We start from the raw sequence: 20,343 nt of genomic DNA on the forward strand, positions 1-20,343 counted from the left end.
AAAACTGCTTTATCAGTTGAATCTGCGAGAGAAAAAATAGAGAAACGCTAAAATTATTTGAAACACGAAGTCAACTTTGACAAAGTTTAGACAATCGCATCGAAAGAAGATTATCCGAAATTCTTAAAATATTCTCTCGCAGATTTTGCAGATTTCACAGATTATACAAATTAAAAAAATCTGCTTTATCAGCTGAATCTGCGAGAGAAAAAATAGAGAAACGCTAAAATTGTTTAAACACGAAGCCAACTTTGTCAAAGTTCGAAACTTTGACAAAGTTTAGACAATTTAGAAAATCGCAACGAAAGAAATCATTCAAAATTCTTAAATAAAGCTGTAATTTTATTTGGTCAAAAATCTGTTTTTTGAGTCGAAATATGTCCAAATAAACTTAAAAAGTGCTTAAAACTGCCTTTTTTTATCATTTTTAGTTATAAAAGTTCTATCTTACAAAAAAGGCAAACTCCTGTTCTTTTGTCCTATATTCTAAAAACTACAAAAAATGAAACAATTATTACAGTGGACCATCATAATTCCGATTCTCTCATGGGCGCTCTTATTTAGCGGACTTATAGAAAACAGCACTATTTTTCAAATCGTTGCAAGTATTCTGCTTATTCTAAGTGTGATGTCGGCTGTACATCATTCAGAAATTATTGCCGAACGTGTTGGAGAACCTTACGGTACGATTATTTTGGCTATTTCGATCACTGTAATTGAAGTTTCTATTATTGTTTCTTTAATGCTTTCTGAAGGTTCAGAAGCCGCTTCTTTGGCCAGAGATACGGTTTATGCTGCAACTATGCTTATCTTAAATGGAATTATAGGTTTGTGTCTTCTTATTGGAAGTATCAAACATTATGAACAGAATTTCTCTCCTTCTTCGGTAACCATTGGTTTGGTTTCGCTTATTTCGATTATTGTATTTACTCTAGTTTTCCCCACTTTTACAGAAAGTGTTCATGGTTCTTATTATTCAACACCTCAATTAATCTTTGCTTCTATTGCCTGTCTGATTATTTACGGTTCTTTTTTGTTTGCACAAACCAAAGGATATCGCCAATATTTTCTAACCAATACTACAAACGAAGACGAATCTAAAACACATCCAATTGAAATTAATAATAAAACATTTTATACTAGCCTATTTTTTTTATTGGTTAGCTTAGGAATTGTGGTTTTACTGGCCAAAACCCTCTCGCCTACTATTGAAACCATTATTATAAGTCATAATCTTCCAAAATCTTTGGTTGGGGTTATAATCGCCATCATCATTTTATTGCCAGAAGCGATCGCAGCGATAATTGCAGCCAAAAAGAACAGATTGCAAACGAGTCTAAACCTAGCTTTAGGTTCTGCACTTGCCAGTATTGGTTTAACTATTCCAACTGTTGCGCTCGTTTGTATCTTATTGGGAATTCCCATTGTTTTAGGTCTTGACATTAAATCTATTGTCCTTTTGGCGCTGTCTGTTTTTACCGTAATGCTTTCTCTTAGCAAAGGAAAATCGAATATCGTTTATGGTGTTGTGCTTTTAGTCAATTTGTTTGCTTATATGTTTTTGATGATTTATCCTTAAAAAAATAAGATTTAAACACATAACTTAAAAAAGCCTGTAAAATCAATATTTACAGGCTTTTTTATCATTTTTTAAAACAGTGTCAATCCAAAACTCCATCCTATCCATCCGAGAATGTCTTTGCTATTATTGTTGATTATAGTATAGCGTTTGGTACGATCTTGAACGAATGTAGAAGTATTTACGTTTCCGTTTTTATCTTGTTTCTCAGACCAATAAAAATTTAAAGAAGGTCCTGCAGATATCGCTACGCCTTTACACAATTGAAAAGAAAAGGAAGAATCAAATTTAGATAAGGAATTATAAATGTCCCAATTTCCTAAATAAAGATACTGCGTGCTAAATTCGGGATTAAAAGTGAAGCGTTTCCCTAACGGAATGTTCTTTCCTAGTCCAATTCCGAAAGAAAACAGTTTTTCTTCATCGGTTCTATCGCTTCTTCCCGCCATTAAAATGGTGTACATTTTATGATCTCCTGTTTTTACGGCAAGATTTATATCTGAAATTTCGTTGCTCGTTATGCTGATTTTTTTATAACCGCCTTTTTTAAAATTTAATAAACCAAAACTATAACCAGAAGGTGAATCTGTAATATTGACTAATCCAAATTGGACTCCGTTTAATTCTTTGGCATAATTAAAAAGACCTGTAATTTGAGCGCCTCGCACGGTATCTTTTCCAATATTGTAAATTCCTGAAAGCTGTAATCCGTTTTGCGAACCCTTTACTGTATTACCAATTCCTGCAATTTGAAGCCCTTTAGAATCTTTATATACATTGTTATAAATACCGCCCATTTGCAAACCGACTTGCGAACCTTTCACACTATTATGAATACCACTTACTTGCAATCCTCTTAAATTGCCAAAAACATTATTATAGATTCCGGCTAACTGAACTCCGTTAACAGATCCTCCAACGGTATTAAATATTCCTGCTATTTGAAGCGCATCAACATTCATACGATTTATGTTGTAAAGTCCGGCCATTTCTAGCCCGCGAACTCCAGCATTGTAACCTCCTAATATATTTAGCGAAAAATTATTGACAATCTGCGTATTCAGCATTCCTCGAGTGCTGATACTCGGAATTAAAGAAGCCTGCAAAGGAACCTTAGAAATAAATCCTCCTAGATTGAGCGCTTGTATTTTTTGTTTGGAAGAAATAAAGAAACGGCCAATTCCTGATCTTTCAATTGCAGAGAAATCTCCATCAATATAATCTGTTTTATTTTTTTTGTCTCCCATCTGAATTTTAATTTCAGACAGAAATACCATCGTCACCGTTTTATAATTCTCCTTAACTGCTGTAAGTTCTATAGCTTGAGGTGCATTTTTTAATCGAAGTTCAAAAAAACCATCTTTATTGGTTAAGGTAGATACTAGTGCATTCTTCTCTAATACACTCACATTTTGAATACGATTATTGGTTTGTGTATCTACAATATAACCAATTACAATTTGCTGTCCGTCACTCATAACAGTGTTTTTTTCTAACACAAGAGCAAGTTCTAAAGGCGCATAACGAACAATAACAAATCCTGGCGATTCTTTAAATTCATATTTAGCACCTAGTAACTGATCCAGAACTCCTTTTATAGTAGTATTATCAGCATCAATGCTAACGATACTATCTTTTACCGCCAGTTTACCATAATAAGCAAATCTAAAACTTCCTTTTTCTTCCATTAAGTCCAAAACATTGCTTAATGGCTTCTTGTCTGCATGAACAGATATTTCGTTTTCTAATATTGACTGAGCATTTACCTTAAAAAAGACACTCGAAATGATCAAGAAAATGACTCTAAAAACAAGCTTTGTGTTACTTGGCATATAAAACGGGAACTAATAATTTATTGGATTAATTTTGGATTCAATGATTGGGTTTTCAAAAATACCTCAATTCCTATATTTTCAATAAACATTTTTATAATTTTTTATTCCTTTTTTCTTACTAACATGAAGCTGCTTCTAATATAAAGTGTCTGCAAATGACATTACCAGTATTACAACGATTTAGTTGGAAAACAGGAATAATAAGCGTAATTTTTACACATAAAAAGTATCACAATAAAGACCAAAAGTGAACTATTTTACACCTCCTTTTTCAGCATTTTTGCCTAACTTAGCGGTCTGCATTTTGAATGTAAAAAAATTAAAACAACCATTGTTTTTCTGCAAAACATTGAACTAAAAAACATTACTGTGCTTTTTTGTGCTTTATTCTGCAAAAAACAGCTTTCTAATAATTTAGTTAATTGAAAACTATGAACAAATTTGATTTTGGAATTGTAGGACTTGGTGTAATGGGCCGTAACCTACTTTTAAATATCGCTAGCCACAACTTCGCGGCTGCAGGTTTAGACTTAGACACCGAAAAAGTCAACTCACTTCAACAAGAAGCTGCTCCTGATCATACTATCGAAGCGACTACAGATGTAAAGCATTTTGTAGAACTTATTCAACAGCCAAGAGCGATTATGCTATTGGTTCCTGCGGGAAAACCAGTTGACAGCGCAATTGCTAGTTTACTTCCTCATTTAGATAAAGGAGATATCATCATCGACGGTGGAAACACTTATTTTACTGATACTGACAGAAGATTCATCGAATTGTCTGAAAAAGGAATCCACTTCTTCGGGATGGGAATTTCTGGCGGTGAAAAAGGCGCTCGTTTTGGTCCAGCTATGATGCCTGGTGGAGATCAAAAAGCATACGAAAGGCTTCGTCCTATTTTTGAAGCAATTGCAGCAAAAGTAGATGGCGAACCTTGCGTAGAATATTTAGGAAATGGTTCTGCTGGAAACTACGTGAAAATGGTTCACAACGGAATTGAGTACGGAATTATGCAATTAATCTCTGAGATTTATGACTTAATGAAAAGAGGTTATAACTTGGACGACGAAACGATTCAGAAAACTTTTGCTGAATGGAATCAAACTGATGATTTAAGATCGTATTTGATTGAAATTACTGGAAATATCTTAAAACAAAAAGATGAAGACGGAACGCAATTAATCAACAAAATCTCGGATTGGGCAAGATCTAAAGGAACAGGGAAATGGACATCGCAAAATGCAATGGACTTACAAGTTCCAGTTCCGACAATCGACGCGGCAGTGAACATGCGCGATATGTCTAAAACAAAACCAGAAAGAATTGAAGCGGCTAAGAAATTAGTTTGGAACGCTGATGAAACAAATGTTCCTCAAAACGAAGCAAATGCTTCTTTAAAATCGGCTTTATTCTTTTCTATCGTTGTGACTTATGCTCAAGGTTTAGCTCAGCTTCACACAGCTTCTAAAGAATATAACTACGGATTAAATTTAGAAACAGTTGCTAAAATCTGGCGTGGCGGATGTATCATTCGTGCAACAATTTTAGAAGATTTCAGAAAAGCATATGTTGCCAAAACAGATTTGCCAAATTTACTTTTAGATAGCGGAATTGCTTCAAAATTAGTAGAAAACCAATCTGGAATGAGAGCGATTATTCAATTCGCAGTTCAAAAAGGATTACCAGTTTCAGGATTAATGAATTCATTGGCTTATTTTGATGCTTACCGTTCTGCTAATCTTCCGACCAATTTAATTCAGGCACAACGTGATTATTTTGGAGCGCATACTTACGAGCGTATCGATAAAGAAGGCGTTTTCCATACTCAATGGGCTGAGTAAATAATTAAAGCAACACAACTACACCACACAATGACTAAAAATAAACTAAAGAATCCGACAATTATAGTAATTTTTGGAGGAACTGGAGATCTAGCGAAGAGAAAGCTATTCCCCGCTTTTCAAAATCTGTACCTTGACGGACGCATGTCTGAAAAGTTTCAGATTATTGCTCTTGGAAGAGCTGAAAAAACCAATGAAGATTTTCGCGCTTATGTAGCAGAAAATCTAAATCTATTCTCAAGAAGAAAAGGAATTGATGACCCAGAAACAGAAAAATTTCTTTCTCACATCACTTACCACAGTCTTGATATTGACAAAGAAGAATCGTATATCGGATTGAACGAAAAAATAAACAATTTTGACTTGGCTTTTGGCGAACGAGCTAATCGTCTTTTCTATCTTTCGATTACGCCTTCTTTCATTTCGACAATTTCGAGCAATATCAAGAAAATTGGTCTGGCGGCAAATCCAAAACAAGATCGTATTATAATTGAAAAACCTTTTGGTTACGATAAAGCTTCTGCAATTGAGTTGAATGAAATGCTTTCACAGACTTTCAAAGAAGAGCAGATTTACAGAATCGATCACTATTTAGGAAAAGAAACAGTTCAAAACATCTTGGCTTTCCGTTTTGGAAATTCAATGTTTGAGCCTTTATGGAGCCGTAATTTTATTGATTTCGTGCAAATTACCGTTGCAGAAGAAGTGGGCGTTGAAGAACGAGGCGGATTCTACGAAGGAGTTGGCGCACTTAAAGATATGATTCAAAACCACTTGCTTCAGATTTTATGTATGACAGCTATGGAAGCTCCTGCTTCTTTAAATGCTGATGACATTCGTAATCGTAAAGCAGATGTCTTAAAATCGATTCGCCGAATCAAACCAGACGAAGTTGATCATTATATCGTAAGAGGCCAATACGATGCTGGAGAAATAAAAGGTATTCCAGTTCCAGGTTACCGTCAAGACAAAGGCATTGCGCCAGATTCTAATACAGAGACTTATGTAGCAATGAAAATTTATTTGGACAACTGGAGATGGCAAGGAATTCCGTTCTATTTACGTTCAGGAAAAAGAATGGAAGAAAAACAATCTTCGATCATCATTCAGTTTAAACCCGTTCCGCATTCTTCATTTTCTTATGGAAAAGAAGGCATGACACCAAATAGACTGATTATCAATATTCAACCTTCAATGGACATTAAACTGCAATTTATGACCAAAAAACCAGGTTTATCAATGTCTTTAAGACCTGCTGAAATGGTTTTTGATTATTTTGCTTGCTCAACAATGTCGCCAGAAGCATACGAAACGTTGATTGCAGATGCATTACTAGGAGATCCTACTCTATTTATGCGCTGGGATCAAGTGGAAGAAGCTTGGGACGCAATTGATACGATTCAGCAAGTTTGGAAAACAACTGCTCCAAAAAATTTCCCAAATTACAAAGCGGGAAGTTGGGGACCTGAAGAAGCTGATGAATTGTTAGCACGCCAAGGCCACAAATGGATTCCGAATACACAAACAAAAGAAGAAGTTTTAAATGATACAGATTTATAATAACACAGAAGAAATTAATACTACAGCTGCAGATCTTTTTGTAGAATCGGCTCAGAAAGCAATTGCGGCAAAAGGCAAGTTTACAGCTGTACTTACAGGAGGTTCTTCTCCAGCAGGAATCTATAAATTATTAGCTTCTGATGCTTACAAAAACAAAATAGACTGGAACAAAGTTTATATTTTTTGGGGTGACGAAAGATGGGTTCCGCTTAATGATGATTTGAGTAATGCTAAAATGTCTTACTCTACTTTATTGAGCCACGTTCCTATTCCGCAAGAAAACATTTTTGAAATGTACAAAGATGGCGTTACACCAGAAGAATATGCAGCTGAATACGAAAAATCTATCAGAACTATTTTGGGCGAAGAAGGTAAATTTGACCTGATTCTTTTAGGAATGGGAGACGACGGACACACAGCTTCTCTTTTTCCAGGTGAAGCGGTTCTAGAAGAGCAAACCAAATGGGTTGACGCTTATTATTTAGCTCCACAAAAAATGTATAGAATTACGCTTACGGCTCCAATAATCAATAAAGCAGAAAAAATTGTAGTGGTAGCTTTTGGAGAAAAGAAAGTTCATGCTTTGAAAGAAGTTACAACTGGCGAATACAATCCAACATTATATCCAATGCAATTGATTAAACCAGTTTCTGGTGAATTATTGTTTTTGGTGGATAAAGTTGCTGCTGGAACAAACTAATAAATTATTTATTCCCATATAATTTAAGGTCTATGCTGAAAAGTGTAGACCTTATTTTTTATAGATATTTTTTCACGCAGATTTTGCAGATTTAGGCAGATCTAAACAGATCAATTAAAAAAAATCTGCGCGAATCTGCTTAAATCTGCAAAATCTGCGTGAAACCTAAAGCCCAGCCACACAATCACAAAACACTGAAAAACAAATATTTACACAAACCTATTTCTTTTTTATTTAATTTTGCTTAATACTCTCCGTTTCAATCTATTAGATTATAAGCATCATTTTTATTCTTCTCGAGCTTTTACACTGATTATATAATTTCAAATCCATTTTGCAATGAAATATAATTACTTTCTAATTGCTGTTTTTTTTCTTTTTATTTCCTGTAAAGAAAAAAACACCGAACCCAAATCAGTTAAAGTCAGCGCTTCGCAAGGATGTTATATTCCGAAGACGAACGATAAAGATTGGTACACTCAAAACCAAAAAGCGCCTAAGTTTAGAGGTCTTGATGGTGTGAATTTTAAAATTACAACCAATAATCCCGAAGCCCAGGAATACTTTAATCAGGGAATGATGTTGGCGTACGGATTCAATCATGCCGAAGCAGCAAGATCATTTTATGAAGCTTCGCGTTTAGATCCGAATTGCGCCATGGCATATTGGGGATTTGCGTATGTTTTAGGTCCGAATTACAATGCGGGAATGGAAGAAGATAATTTTCAAAGGGCATATGATGCAGCTCAAAAGGCTAAACAACTCTCTTCCAACTGTACACCTCAAGAAATTGCCTTAATCGATGCACTAACTGTTAGATACGCCGCCAAACCTCCAACAGACAGAAAACCGCTTGATATTGTTTATGCTGAAGCTATGAAAAAAGTATATGCTAAATTCTCTTCTTATCCCGATATTGGCGCGCTTTATGCCGAATCTCAAATGAATCTCCATCCGTGGGATCTATATGAAAAAGGTACTGGAATACCTAAAAAATGGACTCCAGAAATACTCGCTGTTTTAAACGAATTGATCAAAAAAAATCCGAAGCATCCTGGCGCTCATCATTTTTTGGTTCATGCGGTTGAAGCTTCTGCACATCCAGAAAACGGACTTAAAAGTGCCAAATTACTAGAAACTCTAGTTCCGGGATCGGGGCATTTGGTACACATGCCTTCTCATATTTACATTCGAACAGGAGATTACCACCAAGGTACACTTTCCAACATTGAAGCGGTTAAAATTGATAGTTTGTATACAACTGCCTGCCATGCACAAGGCGCTTATCCTCTCGCCTATTATCCACACAATTATCATTTTTTGGTGGCTACAGCGGCTTTAGAAGGAAATTCAAAATTGGCTTGGGAATCGGCACAAATATTACAGCAGCATATGTCTCCCAAAATCATGCGCGAAGCTGGTTGGGGAACTTTACAGCATTATTATAGCATTCCGTATTATATTGCTGTAAAATTTTCGATGTGGGATAAAATTATGGAGATTCCGCAACCTGAAAAAGATCTCGCATATCCAAATGCTATTTGGCATTATGCTCAAGGAATGGCTTATCTCGGAAAAAATGATATCGCCAATGCCGAAAAACAGCTTGCTTCTCTGAACCAATTAGCAAAAGATAAAACTTTAAAAGAGGTTACCATTTGGAATATCAATACCACTTATGACCTTGTTCAAATTGCTGCCAATGTGCTTTCAGCAGGAGTTGAAGCCAAAAAGAATAATTTGGATAAAGCAATTGTTCTTTTAAACCAAGCAATAACAATTGAAGACCAATTAAATTACAACGAACCACCAGATTGGTTTTTCTCCGTTAGACATTATTTAGGAACAGTTTTACTGAAAGCTGGAAAATACGCCGAAGCTGAAAAAGTCTACAAACAAGATTTACAAACGCTTCCAAAAAACGGCTTCGCCTTAATCGGACTTTATAATGCTTTAACCGCACAGAAGAAAGAAAAAGAGGCTTTAAAAATCAAAACCTCTTTTGATGATGCTTGGCAATATGCTGATTTTGACATTAAGGATTCTTCTAGTATTTTGGAGTGATTTTTATTTTTAATGTTTTTATCATGAAAAATCAGGTCACTAGGTTTATCATTTATAAGGCAAAAAAATTGCATAAAGTCAGAGATATTTGCGTAGCTCTTTAATTCAAGTTTGGAAGTCTTTTCAGAGCGCGGAAATAATTAATTCTCAACTAACTCAATATCCATCGTTTTAATCAATCCGTCTTGAAAAGTATAAATATGCTTTACAAATCCGTCAAACATCAAATTACCTTGAAGATCCTTTACAGTTTGGCGAACTTTTACTTCTAAACTTCCATTTTCTCTTTCATCAAAACCAACTGGCAAAACTTTCGGATTAATTTCTGTCCATTGTCTTGTCCAATATTCTCGAATTTCATCATGACCACTAATATAACCACCTTCCCAAGCTTTTGACCATTGTACATCATCTTGCATTGTAGATAAACAATTAGCTATATTTCTTTCGTTAAAAGCATTGTAAGCCTTTTCTATTATTGGTTCAAATTGATTTGACATATTTAATTGTTTTTTAATTAGTTCTATAAAAGTAGCACAGAAACAATAACTTTTTAATACAAATCTCAATAAATATCAAAACTCTAAAAACCAACTTCAAATATTATCAAATTTTTAATTTTCTCAGTTTTTAGAAAAAAATTAAGAAACCTTACTTTTCAAATTACTATATTTGGCGCACTTTAAACAAATATATTCCCTCCTTTTAAGGAACAAAATTATATAATCTGCTGTACTGTAAATGAAACCTGCAAAGTTCATATATGTCGTTTTACTATCGTTGCTTTCTTTTTTTAGAGGCACCGAAACGTATCAGCCGATTTTAAGCACTAGCAGTTGCATTACCTTAGACAGTGTTGCGGCAGACGACACGCAGATTTTTTCTTCTGACTTTTCTTCTTCTAAAAATCTAGAAGTTCATTATAAGCTCAAAAAGAAAATGAAATGCAGAGCGACTACTTTAGAACAAAGTACGATCAAAGCTCCTTATTTCAGTAATTTAGTCAACTTCAAGCTTTATAAAGAAAGCTTAATCTATGGTATCGCTTCAATATACCATATTGAAAGACATCCCCACTTACATTTGTACCAGTTATTCTAGACTGATGTATTTCGTTGTTTTTATATTCTAGTATTCTAGAAAAATACCTCATTTACATATGTGATTGAGCAGCTATTGCTATAAAAACACCTCTAAAAGGTACTTTTCCAACAGAGAAGCATCCGAATCCATTTTTATTTTCTGTTTCGATTTTTATCGAATACAAAATCCAAATTCAGACTCCCGATATTTTAGTATCAAGGGAGCACATCTATTTATTCAAAAATTTAAACCTAATGATGAGCATTTATAAAAATCCATTTCTTTTATGCACCTTGGCTTTATTCGTTTTAGTCTCGTGCGGAGATAAATCTAAAAAAGATTCCAACAACATAAAAACGTTTCCTGTTTATAAGGTTACTCTAAAAGACACCATAGTTTCGAGCAAATTTGTTGCCGATGTACATGCTAAAAACAATGTAGAAATTCACGTTCGTATTCCAGGTCTACTAGACAAAGTATATGTTAGCGAAGGACAAAAAGTAAAAAAAGGGCAAATCCTTTTCAAAATAAGCGATGTTGAACTTCAGATTCAATTGCTAAAAGCCGAAGCCGTTTACAAAAGCGCAAAAGCCGATTTAAGAATTGCAACTGTAGAACTGGAACAGGCGCAAACCCTTTTCAATAAAAAAGTAATTGCAGATAAAGAATTAGAATTATCTAAAGCAAAAAATGATGCCGCTTCTGCAAAATTGGCTCATGCTGCTGCAGAAAGAAAAGCAATCAACCAACAGATTAGCTTTACCACAATCCGCGCACCATTTGACGGAACAGTTGACCGTATTCCGTTTAAGGAAGGAAGTTTAGTAGAAAATGGTTCATTATTGACTACTGTTTCTCAATTAGACGATGTTTACGCCTATTTCTCAATTCCTGAGAATACGTATTTCCAAATGATGGAAGACAAAGCTTTAAACACGCAAGGCGATATTAGATTGGTGTTGCCAAACGGACAAATTTACGATCAAAAAGGAGAATTAAGAACTGCTGATGGAGATATCGACAGACAAACAGGTTCTATTCAATACAAAGCAAAATTTCACAATCCGCAAGGATTTATCAAGCATGGAACTTCTGGCAAACTGATTATTTCGGAGCCAAAAACCAATGCAATTTTAATTCCGCAGAAAGCTGTTTTTTCTATCCAAGACAAACAATACGTTTTCCGTGTGAACAAAGATGGAGTAGTTAAAATGACGAATGTTACCATTGAAACGACTCTAGATGATGTGTATATCTTAAATGATGGTCTAAAAAGCGACGACCTGATTGTACAAGAAGGCACACAATCATTAAGAGACGGTGATAAAATCAACATGAAACAAATGTAGATTATCGATCTGTAAAACAGTTATTTAATTATTTATCTAAAACATTTAAAATGATAGAGTTATTTATCAGGAGGAAAATATTGTCATTAATCATCTCGGTTATGATAGTCCTTCTGGGATTGCTGGCGTTGTTTCAGCTTCCTATTACCCAATTTCCAGACATTGTACCACCGTCTGTAACCGTTACAGCAAAATATACAGGAGCAAACGCAGAGGTTTCGGCCAATGCAGTCGCCCTTCCGTTAGAAAGAGCCATCAATGGTGTGCCTGGAATGACGTATATGTCAACCGTAACTTCCAACGATGGTTTAACTTTAATTCAGGTTTTCTTCGAAGTAGGAACCGATCCCGATTTGGCTGCTGTAAACGTGCAGAATAGGGTTACCACGATTTTGGATGAACTTCCAGAAGAGGTAATTCGTGCCGGAGTTACAACTGAAAAAGAGGTAAACAGTATGTTGATGTACTTGAACATTACGAGTACCGACAAAACTCAGGACGAGCAATTTATCTTCAACTTTACCGATATTAATATTCTACAGGAATTAAAACGTATTGATGGTGTCGGACGTGCCGAAATCATGGGTCAGAAAGAATATTCGATGCGTGTCTGGTTAGATCCAGAAAAGATGCTTTCGTATAATATTTCGGCAAATGAAGTTATTGCTTCACTTCAAAAACAAAACATTTCTGCCGCACCTGGTAAAGTAGGTGAAGGTTCAGGACAAATGAACAATCAATTACAATACGTAATTAAGTATGGCGGAAAGTTCTTCGAGCCAAAACAATATGAAGAAATTCCGTTAAGAGCCAATTCAGACGGAACTATTTTAAGATTGAAAGACATTTCAAAAATTGAATTTGGTGCGATGAGTTACGGAATGGTTTCTAAAACCGATGGAAAACCTTCGGCATCAATCATGTTGAAACAGCGTCCAGGTTCGAATGCTTCTGAAGTTATTGCTAGCGTAAAAGAAAAAATGACCGAATTAAAAGGTTCTTCTTTTCCTCCTGGAATGGAATTTAATATTGCTTATGATGTTTCGCGTTTCCTTGACGCTTCGATTCATGAAGTATTGAGAACTTTGGTTGAAGCCTTTCTTTTAGTGGCATTCGTCGTTTTCCTTTTCCTTCAAGATTGGAGATCAACTTTAATTCCGGTATTGGCTGTTCCTGTCGCGCTTATTGGTTCGTTTACCTTTATGTCGATGATGGGATTCTCGATCAACTTATTAACGCTTTTTGCTTTAGTTCTTTCTATCGGAATTGTGGTCGATAACGCGATTGTCGTCGTCGAAGCCGTTCACGTAAAAATCTCCGAAGAACATATGTCGCCAATGGAAGCTACCATTAGCGCCATGAAAGAAATTACAGGTGCCGTTATTGCAATTACGATTGTAATGGCTGCCGTATTTATTCCCGTTGCATTCTTGAGTGGTCCTGTTGGAGTTTTCTACAGGCAGTTCTCATTGACAATGGCCATTAGTATTGTGATTTCAGGTATTAATGCCCTTACCCTTACTCCTGCCCTTTGTGCTATTATGCTAAAAGCGCACGATCCGAACAAAGAGAAAAAATCGCTTTTAGATCGTTTCTTCCACAGATTCAACCACTGGTTTGATAATATTACTTCAAAATACATCAAAGTATTAGTAAAATTTGCTGATCGCAGCACTGTAACTATTGGATTATTAGTATTGTTCTGCATATTAACATGGGGAACAACGAAGTTTTTAGCATCTGGATTTATCCCAACTGAAGATCAGGGAATGGTTTACGTAAGTGTTACAACGCCACAAGGAGCTACCGTAGAACGTACTGAAAAAGCTTTGGACGAAGTAACTAAAATTGCTCAAGGAATTAAAGGTGTAGACAACGTAACGACTCTTGCGGGATACAGCATTGTAACCGAAATCGCTGGAGCTTCGTACGGAATGGGAATGATTAACCTAAAAGACTGGAGCGAACGTGATATTTCGGTAACCGAATTCATGGCTGAACTTACAGAAAAAACCAAAAACATTACCGACGCACAAATCGAAATTTTTGCACCGCCAACCGTTCCTGGTTTTGGTAACACGAGTGGTTTTGAGCTTCGTTTGCTGGATAAATCTGGTGGAAGCATTACCAATACTGACAAAGTAACTAAAGAGTTTATCAAAGAACTAAATGCTTCGCCAGAAATTCAAAACTCTTTTTCGAGTTTTGATGCCACTTTCCCGCAGTATTTAATTCATATTGATTATGATCTTGCTGCCAAAAAAGGAATTTCGGTAGACAATGCCATGTCGACTTTGCAAACCATGTTAGGTTCATTTTATGCAACCAATTTTATCCGTTTCTCTCAAATGTATAAAGTAATGGTTCAGGCAAGTCCACAATTCCGTCAAAATCCAGAAAGTATTTTGGATATGTATCTGAAAAATGAGGCTGGCGAAATGGTTCCGTTTTCTACTTTCATCAAATTAGAAAGAGTTTATGGTCCTGAGGTTTTAACGCGTTATAATATGTACATGTCAGCCATGATTAACGGTGAACCAGCTGAAGGTTACAGCTCTGGAGATGCCATTGCAGCTGTTGAAAAAATTGCTGCCGAAAAATTGCCAAGCCGTTTCGAATTGGAATGGTCTGGTATGACACGTGAAGAGATTTTATCAGGAAATCAAACCATATACATTTTTGCGCTTTGTATACTTTTTGTATACTTATTATTGGCTGCACAGTACGAAAGTTTATTGCTTCCGTTCCCAGTATTATTAAGCTTACCAGTTGGAGTTTTCGGTTCTTATATCGCACTTGTAATGGTCGGACTTGACAATAACATCTATGCCCAAGTAGCACTCGTCATGCTGATTGGTCTGCTCGCCAAGAACGCCATTCTGATTGTTGAGTTTGCGATGGCACAAAATAAACTCGGACGCGATATTGTCGAAGCGGCAATTGAAGGAGCAAGACTTCGTTTTAGACCTATTTTGATGACCTCTTTTGCTTTTATTTCAGGATTGATTCCGCTGTGTATCGCTTCTGGTGCGGGTGCAATTGGTAACCGTTCCATCGGTACAGCAGCTGCGGGAGGAATGTTAATCGGAACTGTATTTGGTCTTTTAATTATTCCGGGACTTTACATACTGTTTGCGAAATTGGAAAAACGAATGAGTAAGTCAAACAATTAATTCGTTGAGCAAAATAGATTAAATAAATCTAATTTGATCTGCAACAATCTTTTAAAATCTGCGTGAAATATTTTTTACCCATAGTTTTTTTCACGCAGATTAATACAGATTAAAGCAGATTTACACAGATTAATCTAAGCTAATGAATACGATTAAAAAATGCTTGGCAGATTGAACAAATAAAATTAAACAATGAAAGAGATATTAAATCAATATAAAAATGCTGATGTGCAGTTTCTAAGGACAACCAAAAGTGCCGTTGTAATAACCGGAATTTTACTTTTGACAGCTTGTTCTGCACCAAAAGTTAGCACTAAACTAGACGCGGCAAAGCTTCCAGAAAATTTTGATGCACAAAGAAAAGAAGCATCAAACGAGACTTTTATTCCATTAAAAACAGAAACCTTTTTTAAAGACCCAAAATTAGAAGCTTTATTAAAGAAAGCCATTGCCAAGAATCCTGATTACTTAATTATGCAGGAAAGAATCCTGATTGCCAATTCGCATTTAAAAGTGGCAAAACTGGCGCTTCTTCCCTCTTTAGATTTTGTTGCCGATGCTTCTGGAACACATTACGGAAAATATACAATGGATGGAGTTGGTAACTTTGATACTAACTTTTCTCAGAATATTAGCGAAAAACAAAGAATCAACGAAGATGTAACTCCGAACCTATTTTTAGGTGCGAAAGTTTCCTGGGAAGCTGATATCTGGGGAAAACTAAGCAATCGTAAAAAAGCAGCACAACAGCGATTTTTTGCTTCACAGCAAGGAATGCGATTGTTGCAAACTCGCCTTTTAAGCGATGTTGCCGACTTATATTTTAAGTTGATTGCATTAGACAAACAAAAGTCGATTTACGATAACAACTTAAAAACGCAAGAAAGAGCATTAGATATTGTTTCGGCACAAAGATCTGTTGGAAAAGCTACAGAATTGGCTGTACAGCAATTTAATGCGCAAAACAATAACATTCATGCCGAAGCTTCAGAACTGCATTTAAGCATTGATCAGACAGAGAAAGCTTTATTGACTCTTTTGGGGGAATATGGCGGAAAAATTGACCGAAGCAACGATTTCTTAGCTGGACATTTAGAAGTTTTAAACCAAAAAATAAGCGTAGATTCTATCATTCATAAAAGACCCGATGTTTCTGAAGCTTACTTCGAATTATTAGCAAGTAACGCAGATGCTAAATCGGCTCGCGCTGCCTTTTTCCCAACGGTAAATCTGGGCGGTTATGCAGGTTTCAACTCATTTTCATTCAACACTCTTTTTGATGCGGGTTCCTTTGCTTGGCAATTATTAGGAGGTTTGACAGCTCCTGTTTTCAATAAAGGACAAATCAAACAGGAATTTTATGTTTCCAACAGAAGACAGGAAATCTCATTCCTTCACTATCAAAATGCAGTGACGACAGCGTTCAACGAATTAAGCGCTTTACTGCATCGAAATGAAGCTTATGAAGATGTTTTAAAATATAAATTGAACGAAATTGATCATCTCGAAATTGCCGTAAATGTCTCAAACGATTTGTATTTGAGCGGTTATGCTAATTATTTGGAAATCATCAATGCACAAAAAAATAAATTGCAAGCCGAATTGGATTTTGTTGATATCCAACTTCGAAATGCAAACTCTCAAGTATTGCTGTACAAAGCTTTAGGCGGAGGAATAAATTAGTTTATATGTTGGTCAAAAATGGCTTCTGTTTATAATAGCTCATCGCAGAGGTTGTTTTTAAGTCCCGTTTCTATTTTGAAACGGGATTTTTTTTATAAAACCAACACTCATTTTACCGTTTACTTTTTACCTTTATTCCAAAATACTAAAATTCCGTTGATGGATATTTCCAAAATTCTCGATTACATACACGAACTTCCTGAGCAATCTAAGCTCGCTTTGCAAAACAATGTCACCGAAATTGCTTTTGCTAAAGGGCATATTTTGCTAAAAGCCAATAAAGTAGAATCTAATATTTATTTTATAAAGAAAGGATTGGTGCGAGCTTATGTAGAAAGAGATAATGAAGTCACTTTTTGGTTTGGAAAAGAAGGTGAAACCATTATTTCGATGAAAAGTTATGTGGAAGATCAGCCTGGTTATGAAACCATCGAACTTTTGGAAGACTGCGAATTGTACGAACTCAAAACAGAAAATCTAAGAAAACTCTTTAATGAAGATGTTCACATCGCCAATTGGGGAAGAAAATTTGCTGAAAAAGAATTGATTAAAACTGAAGAACGTTTGATCTCTAAACAATTCAAAAATGCGTCTGAACGTTATTTGGAATTAATGAAAGATCATCCTGAGCTTCTCCAAAGAGTGCAATTAGGACATATTGCCTCTTATTTGGGAATTACACAAGTCAGTTTAAGTAGAATACGTGCAGATTTAAAATAACTTCATTTTTTATCATTTGTTAATTTTTTTCTGATTTCCATAAAAGAACTTTGCATCACAAAATTTTAACTATATGAACTGGATTATTTTAATCATCGCGGGTCTATTTGAAGTAGCCTTCGCATCATGTCTTGGAAAAGCAAAAGCAACTACTGGAACTGAAATGTACTATTGGTATATTGGTTTCTTTATTTCGTTAACTGTAAGTATGCTTTTATTAATGAAAGCAACAGAAACCCTTCCGCTGGGAACCGCTTATGCTGTATGGACAGGAATTGGAGCTGTGGGAACTGTACTGGTCGGAATTTTTGTTTTTAAAGAACCTGCGGCGTTCTGGAGATTGTTTTTCTTGGCTACTTTAGTTGGTTCTATTGTTGGTTTAAAGGCAGTTTCTCACTAAAAATATATTACACGAATTGGATACAACTTTGTCAAAGTTTTAAAGCTTTGACAAAGTTTTTTTGTTTTTAAACGCATGGAAACGTACATTTCCCTCTCTCAAAAAAAGGTAATTAAAAGAAACTATTTTCTAACACATAGGATTTTCACGCAATCTTGTCATTCCGACGAAGGAGGAATCCCCGCAAGTAGCTCCGTTCAGAATAGTTGCCAATCTTTGTAGAGTTTCATGCGGAGATTCCTCGTTCCTCGGAATGACAAACTGTTGACGTAAACTGTTGCCTTAACTTTGACAAAGTTTCCACTTTCGTTTTGTGTTTTCGGCTTGGAATTTGGAATTTAAGATTTGGAATTTAAAACAACTAATGCAATTCCAGCATCACATGATAAAAAAATAGCATTTTTAATCATTATTCTCTCCTTTATCTTTGCCAAAAATTAAAGCCTAAAATAAAAAATGACATTCAGCCATTCCATTAAATCTTTTGACGAGTTAACCAATCACGAAATGTACAACATGCTTCGGTTAAGAAGTGACGTTTTTGTAGTCGAACAAAACTGCCCTTATCTCGATTTAGATAATAAAGACCAGAAAGGTTTTCATTTATTGTATTATGTCGATAACGAATTGGCAGGTGTGACGCGCTTACTTCCAAAAGGAATATCGTATGATGAAGTTTCAATTGGAAGAGTTGTAATTGCCAAATCGCATCGCGGATTAGGTTTAGGAGTAAAACTAATGGAAGCTTCGATTGCGGGTTGCGAAGAGAAATTCGGAAAAGGTCCAATTAGAATTAGTGCGCAATACCATTTATCCAAATTTTATCAATCTTTAGGATTTGCAGAACAAGGAGAAGTGTATGATGAAGACGGAATTCCGCATATCGGAATGCTAAGAGCTTAACGATTTACGGAATAATCAATTTCAAAACATTGGCCAGTACCGGATTATGATCTTCGGTTCTCCAATTGACATACAAATCGGTTTCTAGAGGCAATTTTATAAATCGGATTCCAGGGATTTCATGAAAGACATACGAATCGGGTAAAATCGCGATTCCAAGGCCTTTTCGAACCAAAGCAATTATCGAAGAACCAAATTCAGACTGAAGATAAGCTTCTGGCGCGTTATCCAAAGAATTGAATAATCTCTGAATAAGGTCGCTGTAACTGCTGCCTTCGTCATTAGTTGGTAAAATAAACTTTTGAGACGCAAGGGTTTCTTTAGTAAAATCCTCAGGCGTTTGATATGGATGATCTTCTGGAACAACAACTGCTAAGTGATCGGTATAGATTTTTTGAGATTGAATATCTTTTGAATTATTGATATCTCTGGTAATCGCCAGATCTATTTTATAATTTCGCAGAAAATCCTGCTGATTCTCGTACAGCACCTGAACCAGTTTGATTTTTAGTTTTGGAAAAGCTTCTGAAATACGCGACAAAATTTCGGGCATAAGAGAAGCCGAAATAGAATCGGGATGAGAAATGGTAATCGTACCGCTCTCGCCTAGCTGAATCTGACGGGCAGATTGATGAATAAACTCTAGTTTACTCAATTCAACTTCCCATTTTTCTTTTAAGAACTGGCCAGCTGCAGTAAGTTTAACATTGCGTTTGTTACGCTCAAACAGCTGCACGCCAAGCTGATTCTCAAGAGACTGAATCTGACGGCTAAGTGCCGATTGTGTAATATTCATTTTACCGGCGGTGTTCCAGAAATGAAGTTCGCGGGCCAAAGCCAAAAAATATTTAATCTGCTGTAAATCCATTGATGCAATTTACGCATTTATCAGAAACAAAAAACAGCTTTAAACGCATTAAAGAAACAAACATGAATACGTTAAAAATAACCAAAGCCACAACTGAAGATGCTTTAAAATTGCAATCAATTGGCAGACAAACTTTTTCTGAAACCTTCGCCGATGTCAACAGCGAAGAAAACATGAAAAAATATTTGGACGAAAGCTTCGCTACAGCAAAACTGACAGCAGAATTAAACAATCTTTCATCGTATTTCTATTTAGCTGTTTTAGATGAAAAAATAGTCGGTTACTTAAAATTGAATACAACTGATGCACAAACCGAAAAAGAAGATTTAAACGCCTTAGAAATAGAACGTATTTATGTGGCAAAGGAATTTCATGGCAAAAAAGTCGCCCAAGCACTATACGCTCAAGCAGAAGAAATTGCCCAAGAAATAAAAGCTACTTACATGTGGTTGGGTGTTTGGGAAAAGAATTTTAGAGCAGTAAGTTTCTACACTAAAAACGGTTTCGTACAATTTGACACCCATATTTTTAGATTAGGCAACGACGAGCAAACCGATTTAATGATGAAAAAAGTATTGATTTAAA

At 35.6% G+C, this 20,343-nt stretch carries 16 protein-coding genes; 13 read left to right on the plus strand and 3 right to left on the minus strand.

All coding sequences use genetic code 11. From position 1 onward, the window contains the following. The first annotated feature begins 502 nt into the window (after window positions 1-502). Window positions 503-1,579 carry a calcium:proton antiporter gene (locus JC605_RS09300; RefSeq protein ID WP_177209807.1) on the plus strand — a complete coding sequence of 359 codons (1,077 nt, stop codon included), beginning with the start codon at window positions 503-505 and terminating at the stop codon, window positions 1,577-1,579. 71 nt (window positions 1,580-1,650) lie between these two features. Here JC605_RS09300 and JC605_RS09305 read toward each other — a convergent pair whose 3' ends face one another. Beyond that, a complete protein-coding gene (locus tag JC605_RS09305) occupies window positions 1,651-3,411 on the minus strand; it encodes a hypothetical protein (protein WP_198855905.1) in 1,761 nt (586 codons plus the stop codon). A gap of 434 nt (window positions 3,412-3,845) precedes the next feature. On the opposite strand from JC605_RS09305, the gene gndA reads away from it, so the two are divergent. The 4 genes from gndA (at window position 3,846) to JC605_RS09325 (ending at window position 9,579) form a co-directional block, all read left to right on the plus strand. Beyond that, window positions 3,846-5,255, plus strand: coding sequence for an NADP-dependent phosphogluconate dehydrogenase (gndA, locus tag JC605_RS09310; protein WP_198855906.1), 1,410 nt, complete (start codon window positions 3,846-3,848; stop codon window positions 5,253-5,255). Window positions 5,256-5,285: 30 nt separating this feature from the next. After that, window positions 5,286-6,815, plus strand: coding sequence for a glucose-6-phosphate dehydrogenase (gene zwf, locus JC605_RS09315; RefSeq protein WP_198855907.1), 1,530 nt, complete (start codon window positions 5,286-5,288; stop codon window positions 6,813-6,815). Then, a complete protein-coding gene (pgl, locus tag JC605_RS09320) occupies window positions 6,799-7,515 on the plus strand; it encodes a 6-phosphogluconolactonase (protein WP_198855908.1) in 717 nt (238 codons plus the stop codon). Before zwf ends, pgl begins: the two co-directional genes overlap by 17 nt. Before the next feature lie 339 nt (window positions 7,516-7,854). Further along, window positions 7,855-9,579 (plus strand): hypothetical protein, encoded by a 1,725-nt coding sequence (locus JC605_RS09325; RefSeq protein ID WP_198855909.1) that lies wholly within the window; start codon window positions 7,855-7,857, stop codon window positions 9,577-9,579. A gap of 140 nt (window positions 9,580-9,719) precedes the next feature. On the opposite strand, the gene JC605_RS09330 is transcribed toward JC605_RS09325, so the two are convergent. Then, window positions 9,720-10,079, minus strand: a complete 360-nt coding sequence (locus JC605_RS09330) for a nuclear transport factor 2 family protein (RefSeq protein WP_198855910.1) — start codon at window positions 10,077-10,079, stop codon at window positions 9,720-9,722. A 241-nt stretch (window positions 10,080-10,320) separates the two neighbouring features. Here JC605_RS09330 and JC605_RS09335 point away from each other — a divergent pair, with 241 nt between their 5' ends. The 7 genes from JC605_RS09335 (at window position 10,321) to JC605_RS09365 (ending at window position 18,890) form a co-directional block, all read left to right on the plus strand. Then, the gene (locus tag JC605_RS09335; protein ID WP_198855911.1) at window positions 10,321-10,680 is read left to right on the plus strand and encodes a hypothetical protein; all 360 of its coding nucleotides are present in this window, start codon (window positions 10,321-10,323) and stop codon (window positions 10,678-10,680) included. Between the two features lie 236 nt (window positions 10,681-10,916). Continuing rightward, a complete protein-coding gene (locus JC605_RS09340) occupies window positions 10,917-12,011 on the plus strand; it encodes an efflux RND transporter periplasmic adaptor subunit (protein ID WP_233074076.1) in 1,095 nt (364 codons plus the stop codon). Window positions 12,012-12,061: 50 nt separating this feature from the next. Further along, window positions 12,062-15,184: an efflux RND transporter permease subunit gene (locus JC605_RS09345; protein ID WP_198855912.1), complete on the plus strand. Its 3,123-nt coding sequence runs from the start codon at window positions 12,062-12,064 to the stop codon at window positions 15,182-15,184. A 192-nt stretch (window positions 15,185-15,376) separates the two neighbouring features. Then, window positions 15,377-16,867, plus strand: a complete 1,491-nt coding sequence (locus tag JC605_RS09350; protein ID WP_198855913.1) for a TolC family protein — start codon at window positions 15,377-15,379, stop codon at window positions 16,865-16,867. 159 nt (window positions 16,868-17,026) lie between these two features. Further along, entirely contained in the window at window positions 17,027-17,587 is a 561-nt protein-coding gene (locus tag JC605_RS09355) for a Crp/Fnr family transcriptional regulator (protein WP_198855914.1), read from the plus strand. A gap of 73 nt (window positions 17,588-17,660) precedes the next feature. Next, complete coding sequence (locus JC605_RS09360) at window positions 17,661-17,987, plus strand: multidrug efflux SMR transporter (RefSeq protein ID WP_026728926.1); 327 nt, start codon at window positions 17,661-17,663, stop codon at window positions 17,985-17,987. A 456-nt stretch (window positions 17,988-18,443) separates the two neighbouring features. After that, window positions 18,444-18,890, plus strand: a complete 447-nt coding sequence (locus JC605_RS09365; RefSeq protein WP_198855915.1) for a GNAT family N-acetyltransferase — start codon at window positions 18,444-18,446, stop codon at window positions 18,888-18,890. 4 nt (window positions 18,891-18,894) lie between these two features. On the opposite strand, the gene JC605_RS09370 is transcribed toward JC605_RS09365, so the two are convergent. After that, window positions 18,895-19,758, minus strand: coding sequence for a LysR family transcriptional regulator (locus tag JC605_RS09370; protein WP_198855916.1), 864 nt, complete (start codon window positions 19,756-19,758; stop codon window positions 18,895-18,897). Between the two features lie 62 nt (window positions 19,759-19,820). Between JC605_RS09370 and JC605_RS09375 the strand changes: the two genes are divergently transcribed. Continuing rightward, complete coding sequence (locus JC605_RS09375; RefSeq protein WP_198855917.1) at window positions 19,821-20,342, plus strand: GNAT family N-acetyltransferase; 522 nt, start codon at window positions 19,821-19,823, stop codon at window positions 20,340-20,342. Window position 20,343 lies beyond the last annotated feature (1 nt).

The sequence above is a fragment of the Flavobacterium sp. IB48 genome (assembly GCF_016405855.1).
Lineage (GTDB): Bacteria > Bacteroidota > Bacteroidia > Flavobacteriales > Flavobacteriaceae > Flavobacterium > Flavobacterium ginsengisoli.

Excerpts from the sequence above, each read along its gene's own strand:
- zwf (WP_198855907.1), top strand. The coding sequence starts at position 5,286 with ATGACTAAAAATAAACTAAAGAATCCGACAATTATAGTAATTTTTGGA.
- pgl (WP_198855908.1), top strand. The coding sequence starts at position 6,799 with ATGATACAGATTTATAATAACACAGAAGAAATTAATACTACAGCTGCA.
- gndA (WP_198855906.1), top strand. The coding sequence starts at position 3,846 with ATGAACAAATTTGATTTTGGAATTGTAGGACTTGGTGTAATGGGCCGT.
- JC605_RS09330 (WP_198855910.1), bottom strand. The coding sequence starts at position 10,079 with ATGTCAAATCAATTTGAACCAATAATAGAAAAGGCTTACAATGCTTTT.
- JC605_RS09360 (WP_026728926.1), top strand. The coding sequence starts at position 17,661 with ATGAACTGGATTATTTTAATCATCGCGGGTCTATTTGAAGTAGCCTTC.
- JC605_RS09345 (WP_198855912.1), top strand. The coding sequence starts at position 12,062 with ATGATAGAGTTATTTATCAGGAGGAAAATATTGTCATTAATCATCTCG.
- JC605_RS09370 (WP_198855916.1), bottom strand. The coding sequence starts at position 19,758 with ATGGATTTACAGCAGATTAAATATTTTTTGGCTTTGGCCCGCGAACTT.
- JC605_RS09365 (WP_198855915.1), top strand. The coding sequence starts at position 18,444 with ATGACATTCAGCCATTCCATTAAATCTTTTGACGAGTTAACCAATCAC.
- JC605_RS09300 (WP_177209807.1), top strand. The coding sequence starts at position 503 with ATGAAACAATTATTACAGTGGACCATCATAATTCCGATTCTCTCATGG.
- JC605_RS09350 (WP_198855913.1), top strand. The coding sequence starts at position 15,377 with ATGAAAGAGATATTAAATCAATATAAAAATGCTGATGTGCAGTTTCTA.
- JC605_RS09335 (WP_198855911.1), top strand. The coding sequence starts at position 10,321 with ATGAAACCTGCAAAGTTCATATATGTCGTTTTACTATCGTTGCTTTCT.
- JC605_RS09340 (WP_233074076.1), top strand. The coding sequence starts at position 10,917 with ATGATGAGCATTTATAAAAATCCATTTCTTTTATGCACCTTGGCTTTA.
- JC605_RS09325 (WP_198855909.1), top strand. The coding sequence starts at position 7,855 with ATGAAATATAATTACTTTCTAATTGCTGTTTTTTTTCTTTTTATTTCC.
- JC605_RS09305 (WP_198855905.1), bottom strand. The coding sequence starts at position 3,411 with ATGCCAAGTAACACAAAGCTTGTTTTTAGAGTCATTTTCTTGATCATT.
- JC605_RS09355 (WP_198855914.1), top strand. The coding sequence starts at position 17,027 with ATGGATATTTCCAAAATTCTCGATTACATACACGAACTTCCTGAGCAA.
- JC605_RS09375 (WP_198855917.1), top strand. The coding sequence starts at position 19,821 with ATGAATACGTTAAAAATAACCAAAGCCACAACTGAAGATGCTTTAAAA.